Source organism: Tenacibaculum aquaeponti (assembly GCF_052084715.1).
In the GTDB taxonomy this organism is placed as follows: Bacteria; Bacteroidota; Bacteroidia; order Flavobacteriales; family Flavobacteriaceae; genus Polaribacter.
Map to the genome: position 1 here is coordinate 1,640,288 of NZ_CP197288.1, position 15,151 is coordinate 1,655,438.

Genomic DNA, 15,151 nt, shown 5'->3' on the forward strand with positions numbered 1-15,151 from the left:
TTTCACAACTTTATGAATTAATTCACTTTAAAACTATTTAAGTAACTTAAAATATCATTTAACTGATCATCAGTTAAATGTTTTTTGTCATGCCTTCCATTGGACTGATTAAATCGTTGTCTCAAATACAATACTACCGAATCCTTATCTTCTATTAAACTTTTTTCATCTCTAATAAATTTATACAGCCATTCCTTTGAAACTCTATCAATAACCACACGAAAAAAACCATCTTTTTTATCTGGTTTATGGCAACTATAACAATCTTCTTGAATAAACAAAGTTCTACCTCTAGATATAGATCTTTTCAACACTTTTTCAGAAATCACTTTATCCGTTATATCTTCCTTTTCTTTTTTTGTTTGTATTTCTACCATCCAAAAAATGAAGAATAATAAAACACATGATATTATTACTCCAAGAATAAAATTTTCGCTTATTTTCATCGTCTTTTTATTTAAACTTCATACAATTCAATAGGTAAATAATCAGGATCATTAAAAAAGAGAAAGTGTTTTCCTGTAAACTCATCTACTCGTATATCTTGAACATTTATGTTTTTGTTTTCTAAATACAACTTCCAATTTTCTAAATCTTTTACCGCAAATGCGATATGTCGTAGTCCGGTTGCCTCAGGAAATGAAGGTCGACTCGGAGGATCTGGAAAAGAAAATAACTCTATCAAGTATACACTATTTAGAGCTAAATCTAATTTATATGATTTTCGTTCTTCTCTATATATTTCTTGCTGAATTGTAAAACCTAATACCTCTGTGTAAAAATGCTTAGACACCTCATAATCAGAACAAATAATAGCTATATGATGTAAACGCTCAATTTTCATAATCAAAATTTATATTCATAAACACAATCTTTCTCTCCTTCAAAAACAGTTTCTAATCCAACATATTTAAAACCTAACCTCTTTAATAATTGTTGTGATTTTTCATTCTCTGGAACGGTAAAAGCTAGTACTTTTTCTTGTTGAAACTTTTCCTTTATATAATCCATCATTAACAAAGTAGCTTCACTAGCATATCCCTTTCCTCTTGCTTTAGGTAAAAATGCATAACCTACATCAACAAAATCTAATTTTTCTCGCTGTAAAGCAGAAGACATTCCAATGAATTCATTCGTTTCTTTCAACAATACTGAAAAGAAACCTAATCCATTTAATTTTTCGTTCTTTACTAAAATATCTTTCAAGTATATTTCAGTTTCTTCTACAGATTTTAATCCTTTATCATTAATATACTTAATCCAATCAGGATCGTTAAATAGTTCAAAATAAAATGGAGCTTCACTTACTTCAACTTCTTTAATAATTAATCGTTCACTTTCTAATATCATTTTTTTATTTTTTTCAATATTACGATTTTAAAAAAAGGTTATATCTTATAGATCTAATATTTTTACCATGAAAAAACTACTCCTAATTTTTACCGTAATTATTTGTTCTTGTACTACTTCTAATGAAGAACAAGATAAAAAAGAGATTAGAGCTCTTATGAAACATCAAGCATCAGATTGGTCGAGGCATGATTTAGATTGTTTCATGTTAGGATACTGGAAGTCAGATTCTTTAAAGTTTCAAGGTAGAAATGGAATCACTTACGGCTGGAAAAAAACATTGGAAAAGTATAAAAAAAGTTATCCATATGCAGAAGATTCAGGTAAGTTGAAATTTAAAATTAGAACTATTTCTAAGATTGAAAGTAATAGCTACTATGTAATGGGCGAATATAATTTAACTCGAGAAACAGGAAAATTAGACGGAATATTTATGGTAATTTTCAAAAAAATAAAAGGAGAATGGAAGATTATTGCTGATACTTCATGCTAACTTATTCAAATTAAAGTTTACTTTCGCAAACATAAAGCAAATCGATGAGTTTACTACAAGAATTACAAGATAGAAGCGAACATAAATGTGAATTATGCGCGACTACAACTGATTTAAATATTTATGAGGTTCCACCAATTTCTACTGGTGGTGTAGATGGAAGTATTTTGGCTTGTTCACACTGCATATCTCAAATTAACAATCCAGAAACAACTAACCCAGATCATTGGCGCTGTTTAAACGATAGTATGTGGAGTGAATTTTCTGCTGTAAAAGTTGTCGCTTGGAGAATGTTAAATCGTCTAAAAAAAGAAGGTTGGCCTCAAGATTTACTTGACATGATGTATTTAGAAGCTGATGAACTTCGATTCGCCGAAGCGACTGGCGAGCATTTAGATGAAAGTGAAAAGGTAATTCATAGAGATAGTAATGGAGCAATTTTACAAGCTGGAGATTCTGTAGTATTAATTAAAGATTTAAAAGTTAAAGGATCTAGTATGGTTTGTAAACAAGGTACTGCCGTTAGAAGAATTTCTCTTGATGTTGAAAACGCAGAATATATTGAAGGAAAAGTTGACGGACAAAATATTGTAATCGTAACTAAGTATGTGAAAAAGCTATAAAATGTCTAAACATCAAAAAGAAAAACACTTACAAGCAACAATTTACAAAATTGAAAACGTAAAAAGAGAACAGAACTTTATATTAAAACACTTGTGGAAAATAATTGTTTTAGGAATTGTATTTTCTTTCTGGGCTCCAACATATGGAGGAAGTGATGCTTTACACAGAAGAAAAGATTCTCTTTTAGAAAAAGGAGATTATAATTACATCACATTGGTAATAATTTGTGCTTTAGTATACACTGTCTTTTTTTTTATTATTTCATTTTAACTCAAAATATCAAAACAACAAAGAATTAAAAAAGTTAAGTGATTTAAAAACAGAATTAGAAAACGAAATAAAAGAATATAACTCATAAAAAAACAGCTTTAACAGCTGTTTTTTTTTATTATTTCTCTGCGTTATAATATACTTTGTAAAACTTCATTTTTTTATCCTCATCGTAACCTCTTTCTAAATATTCTGAAGCTGCATCTGGCGCATCAATATCTATTTTAATTTGAATATTAGTATCTAACTTAATTTCTGTTTTAAGCTTTCCTTTTTCTTTCTTTAATACAATATCAGAAACTTCGAAGTTATTTCTTACTAATACATCATTTAATTTCTCGAAGTGTTTTTTATAATCTTCGAACATATCTTTATGCTTTTCATCTTCGAAAACTTCATCTTTAAAAGTGTGATAATCTACACTTTCATGTTCTTTAAAATAATCGACTGTATTGGCTAAAAAGTTTCCTTGTTCATGTTTACCATATTCAGGTTTTATTATCTCCTCAGAAAAATCTCTACATAACTCTAAATAATGCTGTGTATGTAAATTTCTATCATCGGCATATTTTACATTCAAGAAATTCTTAATCCAATATTGTGCATCATAATTATTATTATCTACAGATAACACGACTGTTCCTTCTGTATCTGAAGAATTTAAGATTAAACAACCTTTATCTAATTTTTTAGTAGAAATTCCTTTCTGTACAACCACATCAAAACTATCATCATCTAAATACGTTTGAAAGAAATCAACTTTATTTTCAATTTTAAAAACTCCAACAGCTTCTGTTAATACATCTTTATATTCTAAACCTTCAAATAATACCACTAAAACATCTCCTGTTTTAATTTGTGCTGAATTTGACTGCTCGTACAAATGATTAACAATGTTTTTTGAATGCTCTATAAAAGTTTCTTCGTCTTCGAAAATCTTAGAAACATAGTTGTTAATTTCATTTAATCGAACATCTGCATGATGATTAAAACGATAACTCTGTGTTACAGTTCCAAAAGGTTTTAATAAAAAAGGCATTAACAATTCATAACTTTCTTCATCAAAACGAACTAAACTTTCTGATAATGAGTTTTTACCACTATTGTATTTATTAGCCACCTTGTGAATAATACATTTTGTTAGTTCTGCACGAGTTCTTTTAATCATTTTTCAAAAAAATTAGATCACAAAAATACGTATTTTAGTGTCGTTTAAAATAATTGAAATATGAAATTATTAGGAATTGGATCTAGAATTAACCATTCTGAATACGGTTTTGGAGTTGTTACTAATGTAGACAGTAAACAATATTGGGTAACTTTTCAGGAAAATGGATTAGAAACTATAGAATTAGACTCAGATTTTGAAGTTATTGAAGCCGTAGAAGACGAAGTAGATACCATAAGTTTTTATGAGGTAGAAAGTACACTTAGAGACATTTTAAAAAAATGGAGTGATGTTTCTGAAGTAGTGCCTATTGCTGATAAGTTTAAAGGTGGTAAACTTATTATTGAACCTGCTGACGCTAACTTGGCTTCTAAAGAAATTCCAATCGATACTTTTTTTCATAAAATCGTAATGGTACGTGATAGAATTCGTGTTATGGAACAAAAGATTAACTCTAGTAAAACATTAGACGATCAAGATAAAATTGATTTACAGCAATACATTACAAGAATCTATGGAAGTTTAACCACTTTTAATGTGTTATTTAAATTAAAATCAGACAATTTTGTTGGTGTAAAATCTAAATAAAAACAAAAAAGTGCGATTGAATTTATTTAATTCTTCGCACTTTTTGAGGAAAAAAGGGGACTTAACTTATGGACCAATTACAACGTAAAACTAACTACTATAAGTAATCAATATAATTATTTTAGGTTAACAAAAAGTTACTTTTCAAAATCAATTTTTATTTGCTCTGGTAACAAACGAAATGATTTTCTATGGTACTTTGTTGCTCCAAAATTCCTTATTGCTTCTCGGTGTTCTTTAGTAGGATATCCTTTATTCTTCTTCCAATTATACTCTGGAAATTCTTTATGAATTTTCTCCATAAAATCGTCACGATAAGTTTTAGCTAACACAGAAGCTGCCGCTATACTCATAAATTTAGCATCACCTTTTACAATAGTTTCATAAGGAATCTCTTTGTAAGGTTTGAATTTATTTCCATCGATAATAATAAACTCCGGCTGTGTTTTTAATCTCTCTAAAGATCGATGCATTCCAACAATAGAAGATTGTAAAACATTTAATTTATCTACCTCTTCGTTATCGATAAAACAAACAGCATAAGCAATTGCATTCTCTTCTATAAAAGGACGTAAAATATTTCTCTTTTTCTCAGAAATCTGTTTTGAATCATTTAATAATTCATGATGAAAATCTTCTGGTAAAATAACTGCAGCTGCTACAACAGGTCCAGCCAAACAACCTCTACCCGCTTCATCTGTTCCTGCTTCTAAAACAAAACCACTAAAATTCATTTGTAACATAAAACAAATTAACAGTTTTCATAGATATTATTCACATAAATTTTCGTTTAATTATTTTACATTTGCCCTTATGAAATATATCATTGGTATTCTTTTCGTTATTAGTTCTTTTACTATAAATGCTCAAATAAGATCATTAGGAAGTGGTTTAGGAGGAGTTAATAGGGGAATTAATCGATTAGACACAATTTCTAACGATGAAATCAATGTGAAATTAAGTGGGAAAACAAAATTCACAGATTATAAAATTATTAGTTTTAAAAAAGACACAAGTTATGTAGATACTACATTAACGATAAGAAAAGAATATAAATTTAATTTCAGAAGAAAAGATAATTTCGAGTTATTACCTTTTCAAAATCAAGGACAAACTTTCAATAACCTAGGCTATTCATTTAGAAGTATTTCTCAATATCCTGATATTGGTTTTAACGCAAAGCAATTTAACTACATGAAAATTGAGGATATTGATTACTATCAAGTTCCTACTCCAACTACAATTATTATGTATAGAACTGGACAAGAACAGGGTCAAGTTCTAGATGCTTTATTTACATTTAACCTTTCTAAACGTTTAAATTTAAGTTTTGCTTACCGAGGATTACGTTCCTTAGGTCAGTACAGACGTTCACTTTCTAGTTCCGGTAATTTTAGATCAACTTTATCGTATCGAACCAGAAAAGATCAATATCGTATCCGCGCTCAAGTAACAACACAAGACTTTGTTAATCAAGAAAACGGAGGATTAACAACTCAAGCTTTAGAAAACTATATATCTGAAGATCCAAACTTTAGTAACAGATCTCGACTAGATGTTAATTTAAATGATGCTGAAAGTAATTTTGAAGGTGTTCGTATTTATGCTGATCAAAACTTTAAGCTTTTTTCTAGCAAAAAAGACTCTACCAATACCAAAAACTTCACAAACTTAAAAGTTGGACATATTCTGCATTATGAAAATAAAGAATATAGATTTGGGCAATCTAGTTTAACTACCGACTTTTTAGGAGAAGCTAGTAAAGCATCAGGAGGAATAGATGAAAGAGTAGATTATAAATTAATTAACAACCAAGGTTATTTAGAATTTAATTCAAAATACATTCTAGGAAAATTTAAAGTAAAAGCAAATTATACAACAGTTAATTATGGCTATGATACCATATACAATGGTAATATATTAATAAACAGAAGTCGATTAAATGGTGATGCTGTTACACTTGGTGCAGATTGGAATGGCCGTATAAAAAACTTTAAAGTAAATGCTAGTGCAAATCTTACTCCCGGAAGTGGTTACTTAGCTGGTAATCATTTTAGCGGAGAAGCAATGTATAAAAAAGATAGTTTGTTTACCGTTAAAGGAAGTTTACTTTTAGTTTCTAAAGCTCCAAGATTTAACACTCAATTATTTCAAAGCACATACAATGATTATAATTGGGATAATAATTTTAAGAATATTGATACTAGAAATATTGGTTTTTCTTTTAATTCTAAATGGGGAAATGCTAGTTTAGATTTTACGAATATTGAAGATTATGTTTATTTTGATTCAGATAATTTACCGAAACAATTTGACGAATCGATAACCTATTTAAAAGTAAAGGTAAATAAAGAGTTTAAATTCTTTAGAAATTTTGCTTTTGATAATACTTTAATGTATCAAAACGTATCTAGTGGTAATGCTGTTTTTAGAGTTCCAGAATTTGTAACAAGAAACACATTATATTACACCGGAGAATGGTTTAAAGGAAAACCAATAAAAGTTCAAATTGGTGGAACTTTTAATTTCTTTACCAAATACAAAGCCAATGCATTTAATCCCGTGATTAATGAATTTACTGTTCAAAATGATTCAGAAATTGGTTTCCCTTCTTTAGATTTATTTTTTAACGCACGAGTTAAAAGGACACGTATTTTCTTTAAAATAGACAATATCAGTTCTAACTTTTTACCAAGTAGAAACTTTTTCTCTGCTCCAAATTACCCATATAGAGACATGTCTATCCGTTTCGGATTAGTTTGGAACTGGTTTATATAATATAAAAAATCATTAAAAAATAGCCTTATTTTTCAATAAGGCTATTTTTTATTCTTTTTGCTTAAGCGCATCCACATCTTACAAAATAATGATCTGGATAATATCTATTTCGAGAACATACTTCTCTACAAAATTCTAAACGAGAAAGTCCTCCTGTTATATTTTTTAATTGATCATTTTTTAATGTTGTTCCTAAGTTTGAAATCTGTTTTTTCATGATTAAAATTGTGAGGTTAATATCTTAATTTTAAAGATAAAAAACATTTCTCAAAAAAATAAGCTTAATTATTTGCTGGCTAGCTGTCTTATTTTAATTCTAAAAGCAGCAAAGATTAATGTCATAATCGGGCTTAACCAGTTAAAAATAGCGAATAAAAAATATTCACCAACTCCTACTCCTAAAACCGTACTTTGATAAGCTCCACAAGTATTCCATGGAATTAACACAGATGTAACTGTTCCAGAATCCTCTAAAGTTCTACTTAAGTTTTCAGGAGCCAAACCTTTATCACTAAAAGCATCTTTAAACATTTTTCCTGGAATAACTATTGCTAAATACTGATCTGATGCTGCTATATTTAATCCTAAACATCCAAAAACTGTAGTCAAAAATAAACTGAAAGTTGATTTAGCCAAAGACAACAACTCTTTAGTAATTTTTGCTAATGCTCCAATTCCATCCATAATCCCTCCAAAAACCATAGCACAAATAATCAATAAAATTGTCCACTTCATTCCATTCATTCCTCCAGCACTAAATAATTCCGTTAACTTATCATTATCAGTTGTAATTTGAGTATCAAAGAGTACAGCATTTACAACTGACTGAAATTTCGAATCAGATAAACTTATCAAAACATCTGTTTGAAAAATAAATGCGAAAATAGCTGCTAAAACAATTCCTGTTCCAAGCGCTATTAATGGTTTTGTTTTTAATAAAATTAAAGCCACTACAACCAATGGTACAATAAACAACCACGGTGTAATATTAAATGACTTATCAATTGAACTTAATAAACTAGTTACATCTGAATTTCCTGAAGTATCTATAGTAAAACTTAGTATTGTAAAAACAATTAATGTTACAATTATTGTTGGCACTGTAGTGTAGGCCATATATTTAATATGTGTAAATAAGTCTGTTCCAGCCATTGCTGGTGCCAAATTAGTAGTATCAGACAATGGTGACATTTTATCTCCAAAATACGCTCCAGAAATTACAGCTCCTGCTATCATTCCTGTTGGGATTCCTAAAGCTGTTCCAATACCTACCAAAGCAATACCAACAGTAGCAGAAGTTGTCCAAGAACTACCAGTTGCTATCGAAATAATAGCTGCAATTATAACTGACGCAGGCAAAAAAATTGCAGGACTCAATACCTGTAGGCCATAATATACCATTGCTGGAATTATTCCACTAATCAACCAAGTACCAGCTAGAGCTCCAACTAATAATAAAATTAATATCGGAACAAAAACACTTTTCCAATTCTCCCACACTTCAAGGTACATTTTTTTTATAGTTGTTTTATTCAAAAAACCAACTATTGAGGCAACCAAACCTCCCATCAACAAAATATATTGATTAGAATAATCTCCTAACCAAGCTCCATCTTTAAAAAAGATATTATAAGCTAATAACAACATTAAAACAACTACAGGAATTAAAGCTTCCCATATATTCAATTCTTTATTTTGTTGTAATTTTTGATCTTGGATTTTTATCTCTGAACCGTTGTTAGTTTCTTGCATTGGTAGATTTTTTTGGTTTGTAATGTTACGATTTTGTTAAGACTTACGCAAGTAAAAAGCGTTTACTACATTTGCTAACATATGGACTCGTTAACACAAATAGTTTTAGGTGCTGCATGTGGTGAAATTGCACTAGGTAAAAAGATTGGAAATAAAGCTTTATTATTTGGAGCTATTGGAGGTACAATTCCTGATTTAGATGTTTTTATAGGAAGTTTATTCTATTCAAATTCAATTGACAAGCTTATTTTTCACAGAGGCTTTATGCACTCTATTGTGTTTGCATTTTTAGGAGCTTATGTGTTTGGATACGGAGCTTTCAAATTATATAACACAAAAAAAAGAATTGGAACAACAATCTCTAGAGATTGGATTTGGTTATTTTTTTTATCAATTTTCACTCATCCATTACTAGATAGTTTTACACCTTATGGAACACAACTGTTCTTACCTTTTTCTAATTACCGCGTAGCTTTTAACACAATTGCTGTCGTAGATCCATTATATACAGTCCCATTTTTAATCTCATTGATCCTTTTAATGTTCTATAAGAGAACAAACCCTAAACGTAATTTTTGGTTAAAAACTGGTATATATTTAAGTTCTACATATTTAATTTTTACTGTTGGAAATAAAATATACATCGATCGTATTTTTAAAAATGCACTTTCAGAATCTAAAATTGAGTATCAGAGATATTCTGCTCAACCAACAATTTTCAATAATATACTTTGGTATGCTATAGTAGAAACTAAAGAAGATTATAAAGTGAGTTTTTATTCTCATTTTGATAAAAAAAAACCTACAAATAACTTTATAAGTTTCCCAAAAAATCATCAGGTATTATCTCTCAATAACAATAGTGATTTAAAAAAGCTTGTCTGGTTTAGTAATGATTTCTACTCTTTATCTCGAGATGAAAATGGAATTATTAAATATTATGACATGCGTTATCCTGTTATTGAAAAAAATGGCACTTATAATTATATTTTTGAATTTCGTTTATATCAAAATGGAAACCGTTGGGAATATAAAGATGATCCTGAACGCTTTAAAAACACCTCGTTTATAGAAATAATTAAAGATATTTGGAAACGAATGAAAGGAAAATAAAAAAACTCGCATTAAGCGAGTTTTTCCTATTAAGAGTTCAAAATATCTAGAAGTATTGGTTTTAAACCGCTAAAAAAGAATTCAACAGCAATAACCATTACTATTAATCCCATAAGTCTCATCATTACATTAATACCTGTTTCTCCTAGAATTTTAATTATTCTTGAAGAACTATAAAGTATTATATAAGTTATAATTAGCACTACAAAAACAGCAATAATTAAAACTATTTTCTTATTCAATGAATTAGCATCTTCCATCATTACAATAGCATTTGTTAACGCTCCTGGACCGCAAATCATTGGAATAGCTAAAGGAGTAACAGAGATGTCATTTACATAGGATTTCACTTCTGAATCTTTCAATTTAACTTTTCCTAATCTAGCTTGTAACATATCCATTCCCATTAAAAAGAAAATCACACCTCCTACAACTCTAAAACTATTAACTGAGATTCCAAAAAAATTAAATAATAACTGACCAGAAAAAGCAAAAATGATAATCGTTACAAAGCTTACAACTGATGCTTTTTGTGCTGTTTTAGTTCTATGAATAGAATCTAAATCTGCAGTCATAGTCATAAAAATAGGCATTGTACCCAAAGGATTTATCAATGTAAAAAATGATGTAAAAGATAAAATACCAAAAGACACTACTTCATTCATTTATATCAACTTATAGAACCCCTACTTCTTTCATACACTCAGACATCATTTGATAAGTTCTTTCGATGTCATTATCTAAACCAATAGAGAAACGAATTAATCCGTCTGTTAAGCCCATTTCTGCTTGTTCGTCTTCTGGGATTTCCGAAGATGTTGATGTTCCAGGAGCAGAGAATAATGTTTTATAAAAACCTAAACTTACGGCTAAGTATCCTAAGTTTTTATGTTGCATTAATTCCATTAATTGATTTGCTTTTTCCAATGAACCAACATCTATAGTTAACATTCCTCCGAAACCATATTCTTTATTTAACATTGAAGAAAATAATTCATGAGAAGGATGGGAAGCTAATCCTGGATATACAGTTTTTAATCCGTCTGCTTCAAACTTATTCGCTAAATACATTGCATTTTTGCTATGCTGTTGAATACGAATATGTAAGGTTCTTAAATTTTTTAATATTGAAGAAGCTCTTAAACTGTCCATAGTAGAACCTAGTAACATACAAGCCCCATCATTTACGTTTCTTAAGTTATCAATAAACTCTTGTGTTCCACAAATTACTCCTCCTACTGTGTCAGAAGATCCATTAATAAATTTAGTTAAACTGTGAATTACAACGTCTGCTCCTAACTGTGCTGGTGACACTGATAATGGTGAAAATGTATTATCTACCACTAACTTTAAATTATATTTTTTAGCTAAAGCTGCCAAACCTTCTATATCTGCGACTTCTAACAACGGATTACTCACTGTTTCACAGTATAAAACTTTAGTGTTATCTGTAATAGCTGCTTCAACAACATCTAATTTAGTGATATCTACAAATGTTGTTTGAATATTTAATTTTGGTGTAAAATTCTTTAAGAATGCATATGTACCTCCATAAATAGTTCTACTCGACACTACATGATCTCCTGCACTACATAACTGCAATAAAACTGGAGTAATTGCTCCCATTCCAGAAGCTGTTACTGTAGCAGTTTCTGTTCCTTCCATTTCTGCTAATGCTTCACCTAAATATAAATTTGATGGTGATGTATGCCTTGAGTACAAATAACATCCATCTGCATTTCCTTCGAATGTATCGAACATTGTTTTTGCAGAAAGAAACGTATATGTTGATGAATCTGAAATAGACGGATTTACTCCTCCAAATTCTCCGAAATATTGTAAATCTTGAATTTTATTAGCTGGTTTAAATTTCATGTTGTTTGTTTTTATTTACTCAAAAAAAAACAAAACCATAACAATATTCAATAGTTTTTAAAAATTTAAGATTAAAATTCACTTAATAACAATAATTACAACAAAATAATCTAAGATACCTTGAAATATCTTAAATTTATAGAAATTTTTTCAAAATGAAATTAGATCATATCGACATTAAACTGATTAATCTATTACAAGAAGATAGTAAACGTACAAATAAAAAACTTTCTTTATTATTAAATTTATCTGTTACTGCTGTATATGAAAGGATAAAAAAACTAGAAAAAGAACTAATTATAACGAACTATGTAGCTAGAATTGATCCTAAAAAAATTGACAAATCATTCTTGGTTTTCTGTCAAGTAAAACTAATCCAGCATTCTAGAGAATATTTATCAATTTTTGAAAGTGAAATATTAAAATTAGATGAAGTTGCCGAATGTTTTCATATTAGTGGTGATTACGATTATATTTTAAAAATTTATGTAAAAGACATGGAAGAATATCGTGAATTTATGGTAAACAAACTTACATCTATAAAACATATTGGTAGTACACAAAGCTCTTTTACTATTGGAGCTATAAAGAATTCTTCTAAAATATCGATATAAAACACCTAATTTTAAACACAACAAAAAACCTTTGAAGTTAACTTCAAAGGTTTTTTTTAAAAAAAAATTATAAATCTGTCAACCAATTTTAGGACGACTCAAAACTTATAAGAATAAAGTTATTTCTCATATTTTTTAATTTCTTTTTCTACTTCTTCTTTTGTTCCTTCAACTTTAATTATTTCAGATTCTTTCTTACCATCTTTAACAACTGTAGTAGTTATTGTTGCAACAGCTTGTTTATCTTCTTTGATTTCTTTTTTAACTTTAATTTCTTTTCTAACTTCATTTTGAGCATGAGATTCGGATGAATGTCCGCCTAAAATTGGAGCAATAACCAAACCTACTAAACATGTAAGTTTAATTAAAATATTCATTGACGGTCCAGAAGTATCTTTAAATGGATCTCCAACTGTATCTCCTGTAACCGCTGCTTTATGTGCATCTGAACCTTTAAAAGTCATTTCTCCATTAATTTCTACACCAGCCTCAAAAGACTTTTTTGCATTATCCCAAGCTCCTCCAGCATTATTCTGGAAAATTGCCCACATTACACCACTTACACAAACTCCTGCCATGTAACCTCCTAAAGGCTCAGCTCCGAATAATAAACCAATAATAATAGGAGTAATAATTGTTATTAAACCAGGAAGAATCATTTCTTTCAATGCAGCTTTTGTAGAAATATCAACACACTTCGCATAATCTGGAGTTCCAGTTCCTTCCATAATTCCTGGAATTTCTTTAAACTGGCGACGCACTTCTTGTACCATTTCCATCGCCGCTTTTCCAACAGATTCCATTGCTAACGCAGAAAAAATTACAGGAATCATTCCACCAACAAATAGCATTGCTAAAACATCTGCCTTAAAAATATTAATCCCATCTATTCCCGTAAACGTAACATAAGCTGCGAATAAAGCTAGAGCCGTTAATGCTGCAGAAGCAATTGCAAAACCTTTCCCTACTGCTGCAGTAGTATTTCCTACAGAATCTAAAATATCTGTACGCTCACGAACATGATCTTCTAATTCACTCATTTCAGCAACACCTCCAGCATTATCTGCAATTGGACCAAAAGCATCAATTGCTAATTGCATTGCTGTAGTCGCCATCATTGCTGAAGCAGCTAAAGCAACACCATAAAAACCTGCTAAAGCATAAGATCCATAAATTGCGGCAGCAAATAAAATCACCGATAAAAAAGTAGATTTCATACCTACAGCTAAACCAGCAATAATATTTGTTGCTGCTCCTGTAGAGCTGTTTTGAACTATATCTAAAACTGGTTTTTTACCTAAACTAGTATAATATGCCGTTACTGTAGAAATTAAAGCCCCTACGGCTAAACCAATCATTCCTGAATAAAATACATGACGAGAAGGTATTTCTTGGATTCCTTCTCCAAAAAAACTCATTTTTAATGTTTCAGGTAACATCCATTTAATTAAGAACCAACTTGCGACTAAAGTAATAAATATAGATGCCCAATTTCCTAAATCTAAAGCTTTCTGTACTTCTGCTTCTTTTGCAGAATTATCTTTAATTTTTACTAAGAAAGTTCCAATAATAGAAGCTATGATACCAACACCCGCAATTACTAATGGTAATAAAATAGGTCCCATTCCATTAAAATCATCTGTAAACTGTGTAGTTGTAGACATATCTCGTACTACATAGTTTCCTAGGACCATTGCTGCTAAAACTGTAGCTACATAACTACCAAATAAATCTGCTCCCATTCCTGCAACATCTCCCACATTATCTCCTACATTATCTGCAATTGTTGCAGGATTTCTAGGATCATCTTCTGGAATACCAGCTTCAACCTTCCCCACTAAATCAGCTCCTACATCTGCTGCTTTTGTATAGATACCTCCACCTACTCTTGCGAATAAAGCAATACTTTCTGCTCCTAATGAAAAACCTGCTAAAGCCTCTAAAGCTATTGTCATTTCTTTATAAAAACTACCTTCACCTGTAACAAACATATTAACGAAAAGGAAAAAGAAAAGACTTAAACCCAAAACCGCTAATCCTGCTACTCCAAGTCCCATAACAGTTCCTCCTCCAAAAGAAACCTGCAAGGCTTTAGGCAAACTTGTTTTTGCTGCTTCTGTAGTTCTTGCATTTGCATCAGTCGCAATTCGCATACCTATATTACCCGCTAAAGCAGAAAAAATAGCTCCAATAATAAATGCTACGACGATAATCCAATGTGTAGTATCAACAAGTTGTGATATAATAAAAAGTGCTACTGAGGCTATTATCGAAAATATTAAAAGAAGCTTATATTCTGCATTTAAAAATGCTAAAGCTCCTTCTTTTATACTTTTTGATATTGATTTCATTTTTTCATCACCTGCATCTTGTTTTTTAACCCAAGACATTTTAATGAACATAAAAATCAAGCCTACCACAGCCAATATGACTGGTAAAAACACTGTGTTTGATTCCATAATATTTAATTAATTGATTAGTTTATTGGCTTAAATATAACAAAATCAAACTCTAAATAAAAAAAGC

Annotated in this window: 17 protein-coding genes; 7 read left to right on the forward strand and 10 right to left on the reverse strand. The window is 29.8% G+C overall.

The genetic code is table 11. The annotated features are described in order from the left end of the window. Nucleotides 1–17 precede the first annotated feature (17 nt). Genes ACSIGC_RS07235 through ACSIGC_RS07245 form a run of 3 tightly spaced genes read right to left on the reverse strand, consistent with a single transcriptional unit; the run spans nt 18 to nt 1,350 of the window. Entirely contained in the window at nt 18–446 is a 429-nt protein-coding gene (locus tag ACSIGC_RS07235) for a c-type cytochrome (protein WP_442267460.1), read from the reverse strand. A gap of 11 nt (nt 447–457) precedes the next feature. After that, nucleotides 458–844, reverse strand: a complete 387-nt coding sequence (gloA2, locus tag ACSIGC_RS07240) for an SMU1112c/YaeR family gloxylase I-like metalloprotein (protein WP_442267461.1) — start codon at nt 842–844, stop codon at nt 458–460. Between the two features lie 2 nt (nt 845–846). After that, nucleotides 847–1,350 carry a GNAT family N-acetyltransferase gene (locus tag ACSIGC_RS07245; protein ID WP_442267462.1) on the reverse strand — a complete coding sequence of 168 codons (504 nt, stop codon included), beginning with the start codon at nt 1,348–1,350 and terminating at the stop codon, nt 847–849. Nucleotides 1,351–1,417: 67 nt separating this feature from the next. On the opposite strand from ACSIGC_RS07245, the gene ACSIGC_RS07250 reads away from it, so the two are divergent. Genes ACSIGC_RS07250 through ACSIGC_RS07260 form a run of 3 tightly spaced genes read left to right on the forward strand, consistent with a single transcriptional unit; the run spans nt 1,418 to nt 2,737 of the window. Continuing rightward, nucleotides 1,418–1,843, forward strand: coding sequence for a YybH family protein (locus ACSIGC_RS07250; protein WP_442267463.1), 426 nt, complete (start codon nt 1,418–1,420; stop codon nt 1,841–1,843). Nucleotides 1,844–1,887: 44 nt separating this feature from the next. After that, nucleotides 1,888–2,466, forward strand: coding sequence for a PhnA domain-containing protein (locus tag ACSIGC_RS07255; RefSeq protein ID WP_442267464.1), 579 nt, complete (start codon nt 1,888–1,890; stop codon nt 2,464–2,466). Nucleotide 2,467: 1 nt separating this feature from the next. After that, nucleotides 2,468–2,737 carry a hypothetical protein gene (locus ACSIGC_RS07260; RefSeq protein ID WP_442267465.1) on the forward strand — a complete coding sequence of 90 codons (270 nt, stop codon included), beginning with the start codon at nt 2,468–2,470 and terminating at the stop codon, nt 2,735–2,737. Between the two features lie 118 nt (nt 2,738–2,855). Here the strand turns inward: ACSIGC_RS07260 and ACSIGC_RS07265 are convergent, their stop codons facing one another. Next, nucleotides 2,856–3,905, reverse strand: coding sequence for a nucleoid-associated protein (locus ACSIGC_RS07265; protein WP_442267466.1), 1,050 nt, complete (start codon nt 3,903–3,905; stop codon nt 2,856–2,858). 60 nt (nt 3,906–3,965) lie between these two features. Here ACSIGC_RS07265 and ACSIGC_RS07270 point away from each other — a divergent pair, with 60 nt between their 5' ends. Next, nucleotides 3,966–4,493: a hypothetical protein gene (locus ACSIGC_RS07270; RefSeq protein ID WP_442267467.1), complete on the forward strand. Its 528-nt coding sequence runs from the start codon at nt 3,966–3,968 to the stop codon at nt 4,491–4,493. Between the two features lie 137 nt (nt 4,494–4,630). On the opposite strand, the gene ACSIGC_RS07275 is transcribed toward ACSIGC_RS07270, so the two are convergent. Next, complete coding sequence (locus ACSIGC_RS07275) at nt 4,631–5,236, reverse strand: ribonuclease HII (RefSeq protein ID WP_442267468.1); 606 nt, start codon at nt 5,234–5,236, stop codon at nt 4,631–4,633. Nucleotides 5,237–5,306: 70 nt separating this feature from the next. Between ACSIGC_RS07275 and ACSIGC_RS07280 the strand changes: the two genes are divergently transcribed. After that, nucleotides 5,307–7,271, forward strand: coding sequence for a putative porin (locus tag ACSIGC_RS07280; protein WP_442267469.1), 1,965 nt, complete (start codon nt 5,307–5,309; stop codon nt 7,269–7,271). Between the two features lie 61 nt (nt 7,272–7,332). Here the strand turns inward: ACSIGC_RS07280 and ACSIGC_RS07285 are convergent, their stop codons facing one another. Together ACSIGC_RS07285 and nhaC are read right to left on the reverse strand one after the other, a co-directional pair. Then, nucleotides 7,333–7,488 carry a hypothetical protein gene (locus tag ACSIGC_RS07285; RefSeq protein ID WP_442267470.1) on the reverse strand — a complete coding sequence of 52 codons (156 nt, stop codon included), beginning with the start codon at nt 7,486–7,488 and terminating at the stop codon, nt 7,333–7,335. 68 nt (nt 7,489–7,556) lie between these two features. Continuing rightward, a complete protein-coding gene (gene nhaC, locus ACSIGC_RS07290; protein WP_442267471.1) occupies nt 7,557–9,023 on the reverse strand; it encodes a Na+/H+ antiporter NhaC in 1,467 nt (488 codons plus the stop codon). A gap of 81 nt (nt 9,024–9,104) precedes the next feature. Between nhaC and ACSIGC_RS07295 the strand changes: the two genes are divergently transcribed. Further along, a complete protein-coding gene (locus ACSIGC_RS07295; RefSeq protein WP_442267472.1) occupies nt 9,105–10,136 on the forward strand; it encodes a metal-dependent hydrolase in 1,032 nt (343 codons plus the stop codon). A 29-nt stretch (nt 10,137–10,165) separates the two neighbouring features. On the opposite strand, the gene ACSIGC_RS07300 is transcribed toward ACSIGC_RS07295, so the two are convergent. Together ACSIGC_RS07300 and ACSIGC_RS07305 are read right to left on the reverse strand one after the other, a co-directional pair. Further along, entirely contained in the window at nt 10,166–10,801 is a 636-nt protein-coding gene (locus tag ACSIGC_RS07300; protein ID WP_442267473.1) for a MarC family protein, read from the reverse strand. A gap of 10 nt (nt 10,802–10,811) precedes the next feature. Further along, a complete protein-coding gene (locus tag ACSIGC_RS07305) occupies nt 10,812–12,011 on the reverse strand; it encodes an aminotransferase class I/II-fold pyridoxal phosphate-dependent enzyme (protein ID WP_442267474.1) in 1,200 nt (399 codons plus the stop codon). Between the two features lie 155 nt (nt 12,012–12,166). Between ACSIGC_RS07305 and ACSIGC_RS07310 the strand changes: the two genes are divergently transcribed. After that, nucleotides 12,167–12,625: an Lrp/AsnC family transcriptional regulator gene (locus ACSIGC_RS07310; protein ID WP_442267475.1), complete on the forward strand. Its 459-nt coding sequence runs from the start codon at nt 12,167–12,169 to the stop codon at nt 12,623–12,625. A gap of 119 nt (nt 12,626–12,744) precedes the next feature. On the opposite strand, the gene ACSIGC_RS07315 is transcribed toward ACSIGC_RS07310, so the two are convergent. Next, the gene (locus tag ACSIGC_RS07315) at nt 12,745–15,084 is read right to left on the reverse strand and encodes a sodium-translocating pyrophosphatase (protein WP_442267476.1); all 2,340 of its coding nucleotides are present in this window, start codon (nt 15,082–15,084) and stop codon (nt 12,745–12,747) included. Nucleotides 15,085–15,151: the final 67 nt, after the last annotated feature.

Excerpts from the sequence above, each read along its gene's own strand:
- ACSIGC_RS07270 (WP_442267467.1), top strand. The coding sequence starts at position 3,966 with ATGAAATTATTAGGAATTGGATCTAGAATTAACCATTCTGAATACGGT.
- ACSIGC_RS07260 (WP_442267465.1), top strand. The coding sequence starts at position 2,468 with ATGTCTAAACATCAAAAAGAAAAACACTTACAAGCAACAATTTACAAA.
- ACSIGC_RS07315 (WP_442267476.1), bottom strand. The coding sequence starts at position 15,084 with ATGGAATCAAACACAGTGTTTTTACCAGTCATATTGGCTGTGGTAGGC.
- ACSIGC_RS07235 (WP_442267460.1), bottom strand. The coding sequence starts at position 446 with ATGAAAATAAGCGAAAATTTTATTCTTGGAGTAATAATATCATGTGTT.
- nhaC (WP_442267471.1), bottom strand. The coding sequence starts at position 9,023 with ATGCAAGAAACTAACAACGGTTCAGAGATAAAAATCCAAGATCAAAAA.
- ACSIGC_RS07265 (WP_442267466.1), bottom strand. The coding sequence starts at position 3,905 with ATGATTAAAAGAACTCGTGCAGAACTAACAAAATGTATTATTCACAAG.
- gloA2 (WP_442267461.1), bottom strand. The coding sequence starts at position 844 with ATGAAAATTGAGCGTTTACATCATATAGCTATTATTTGTTCTGATTAT.
- ACSIGC_RS07300 (WP_442267473.1), bottom strand. The coding sequence starts at position 10,801 with ATGAATGAAGTAGTGTCTTTTGGTATTTTATCTTTTACATCATTTTTT.
- ACSIGC_RS07295 (WP_442267472.1), top strand. The coding sequence starts at position 9,105 with ATGGACTCGTTAACACAAATAGTTTTAGGTGCTGCATGTGGTGAAATT.
- ACSIGC_RS07305 (WP_442267474.1), bottom strand. The coding sequence starts at position 12,011 with ATGAAATTTAAACCAGCTAATAAAATTCAAGATTTACAATATTTCGGA.
- ACSIGC_RS07275 (WP_442267468.1), bottom strand. The coding sequence starts at position 5,236 with ATGTTACAAATGAATTTTAGTGGTTTTGTTTTAGAAGCAGGAACAGAT.
- ACSIGC_RS07285 (WP_442267470.1), bottom strand. The coding sequence starts at position 7,488 with ATGAAAAAACAGATTTCAAACTTAGGAACAACATTAAAAAATGATCAA.
- ACSIGC_RS07255 (WP_442267464.1), top strand. The coding sequence starts at position 1,888 with ATGAGTTTACTACAAGAATTACAAGATAGAAGCGAACATAAATGTGAA.
- ACSIGC_RS07245 (WP_442267462.1), bottom strand. The coding sequence starts at position 1,350 with ATGATATTAGAAAGTGAACGATTAATTATTAAAGAAGTTGAAGTAAGT.
- ACSIGC_RS07310 (WP_442267475.1), top strand. The coding sequence starts at position 12,167 with ATGAAATTAGATCATATCGACATTAAACTGATTAATCTATTACAAGAA.
- ACSIGC_RS07280 (WP_442267469.1), top strand. The coding sequence starts at position 5,307 with ATGAAATATATCATTGGTATTCTTTTCGTTATTAGTTCTTTTACTATA.
- ACSIGC_RS07250 (WP_442267463.1), top strand. The coding sequence starts at position 1,418 with ATGAAAAAACTACTCCTAATTTTTACCGTAATTATTTGTTCTTGTACT.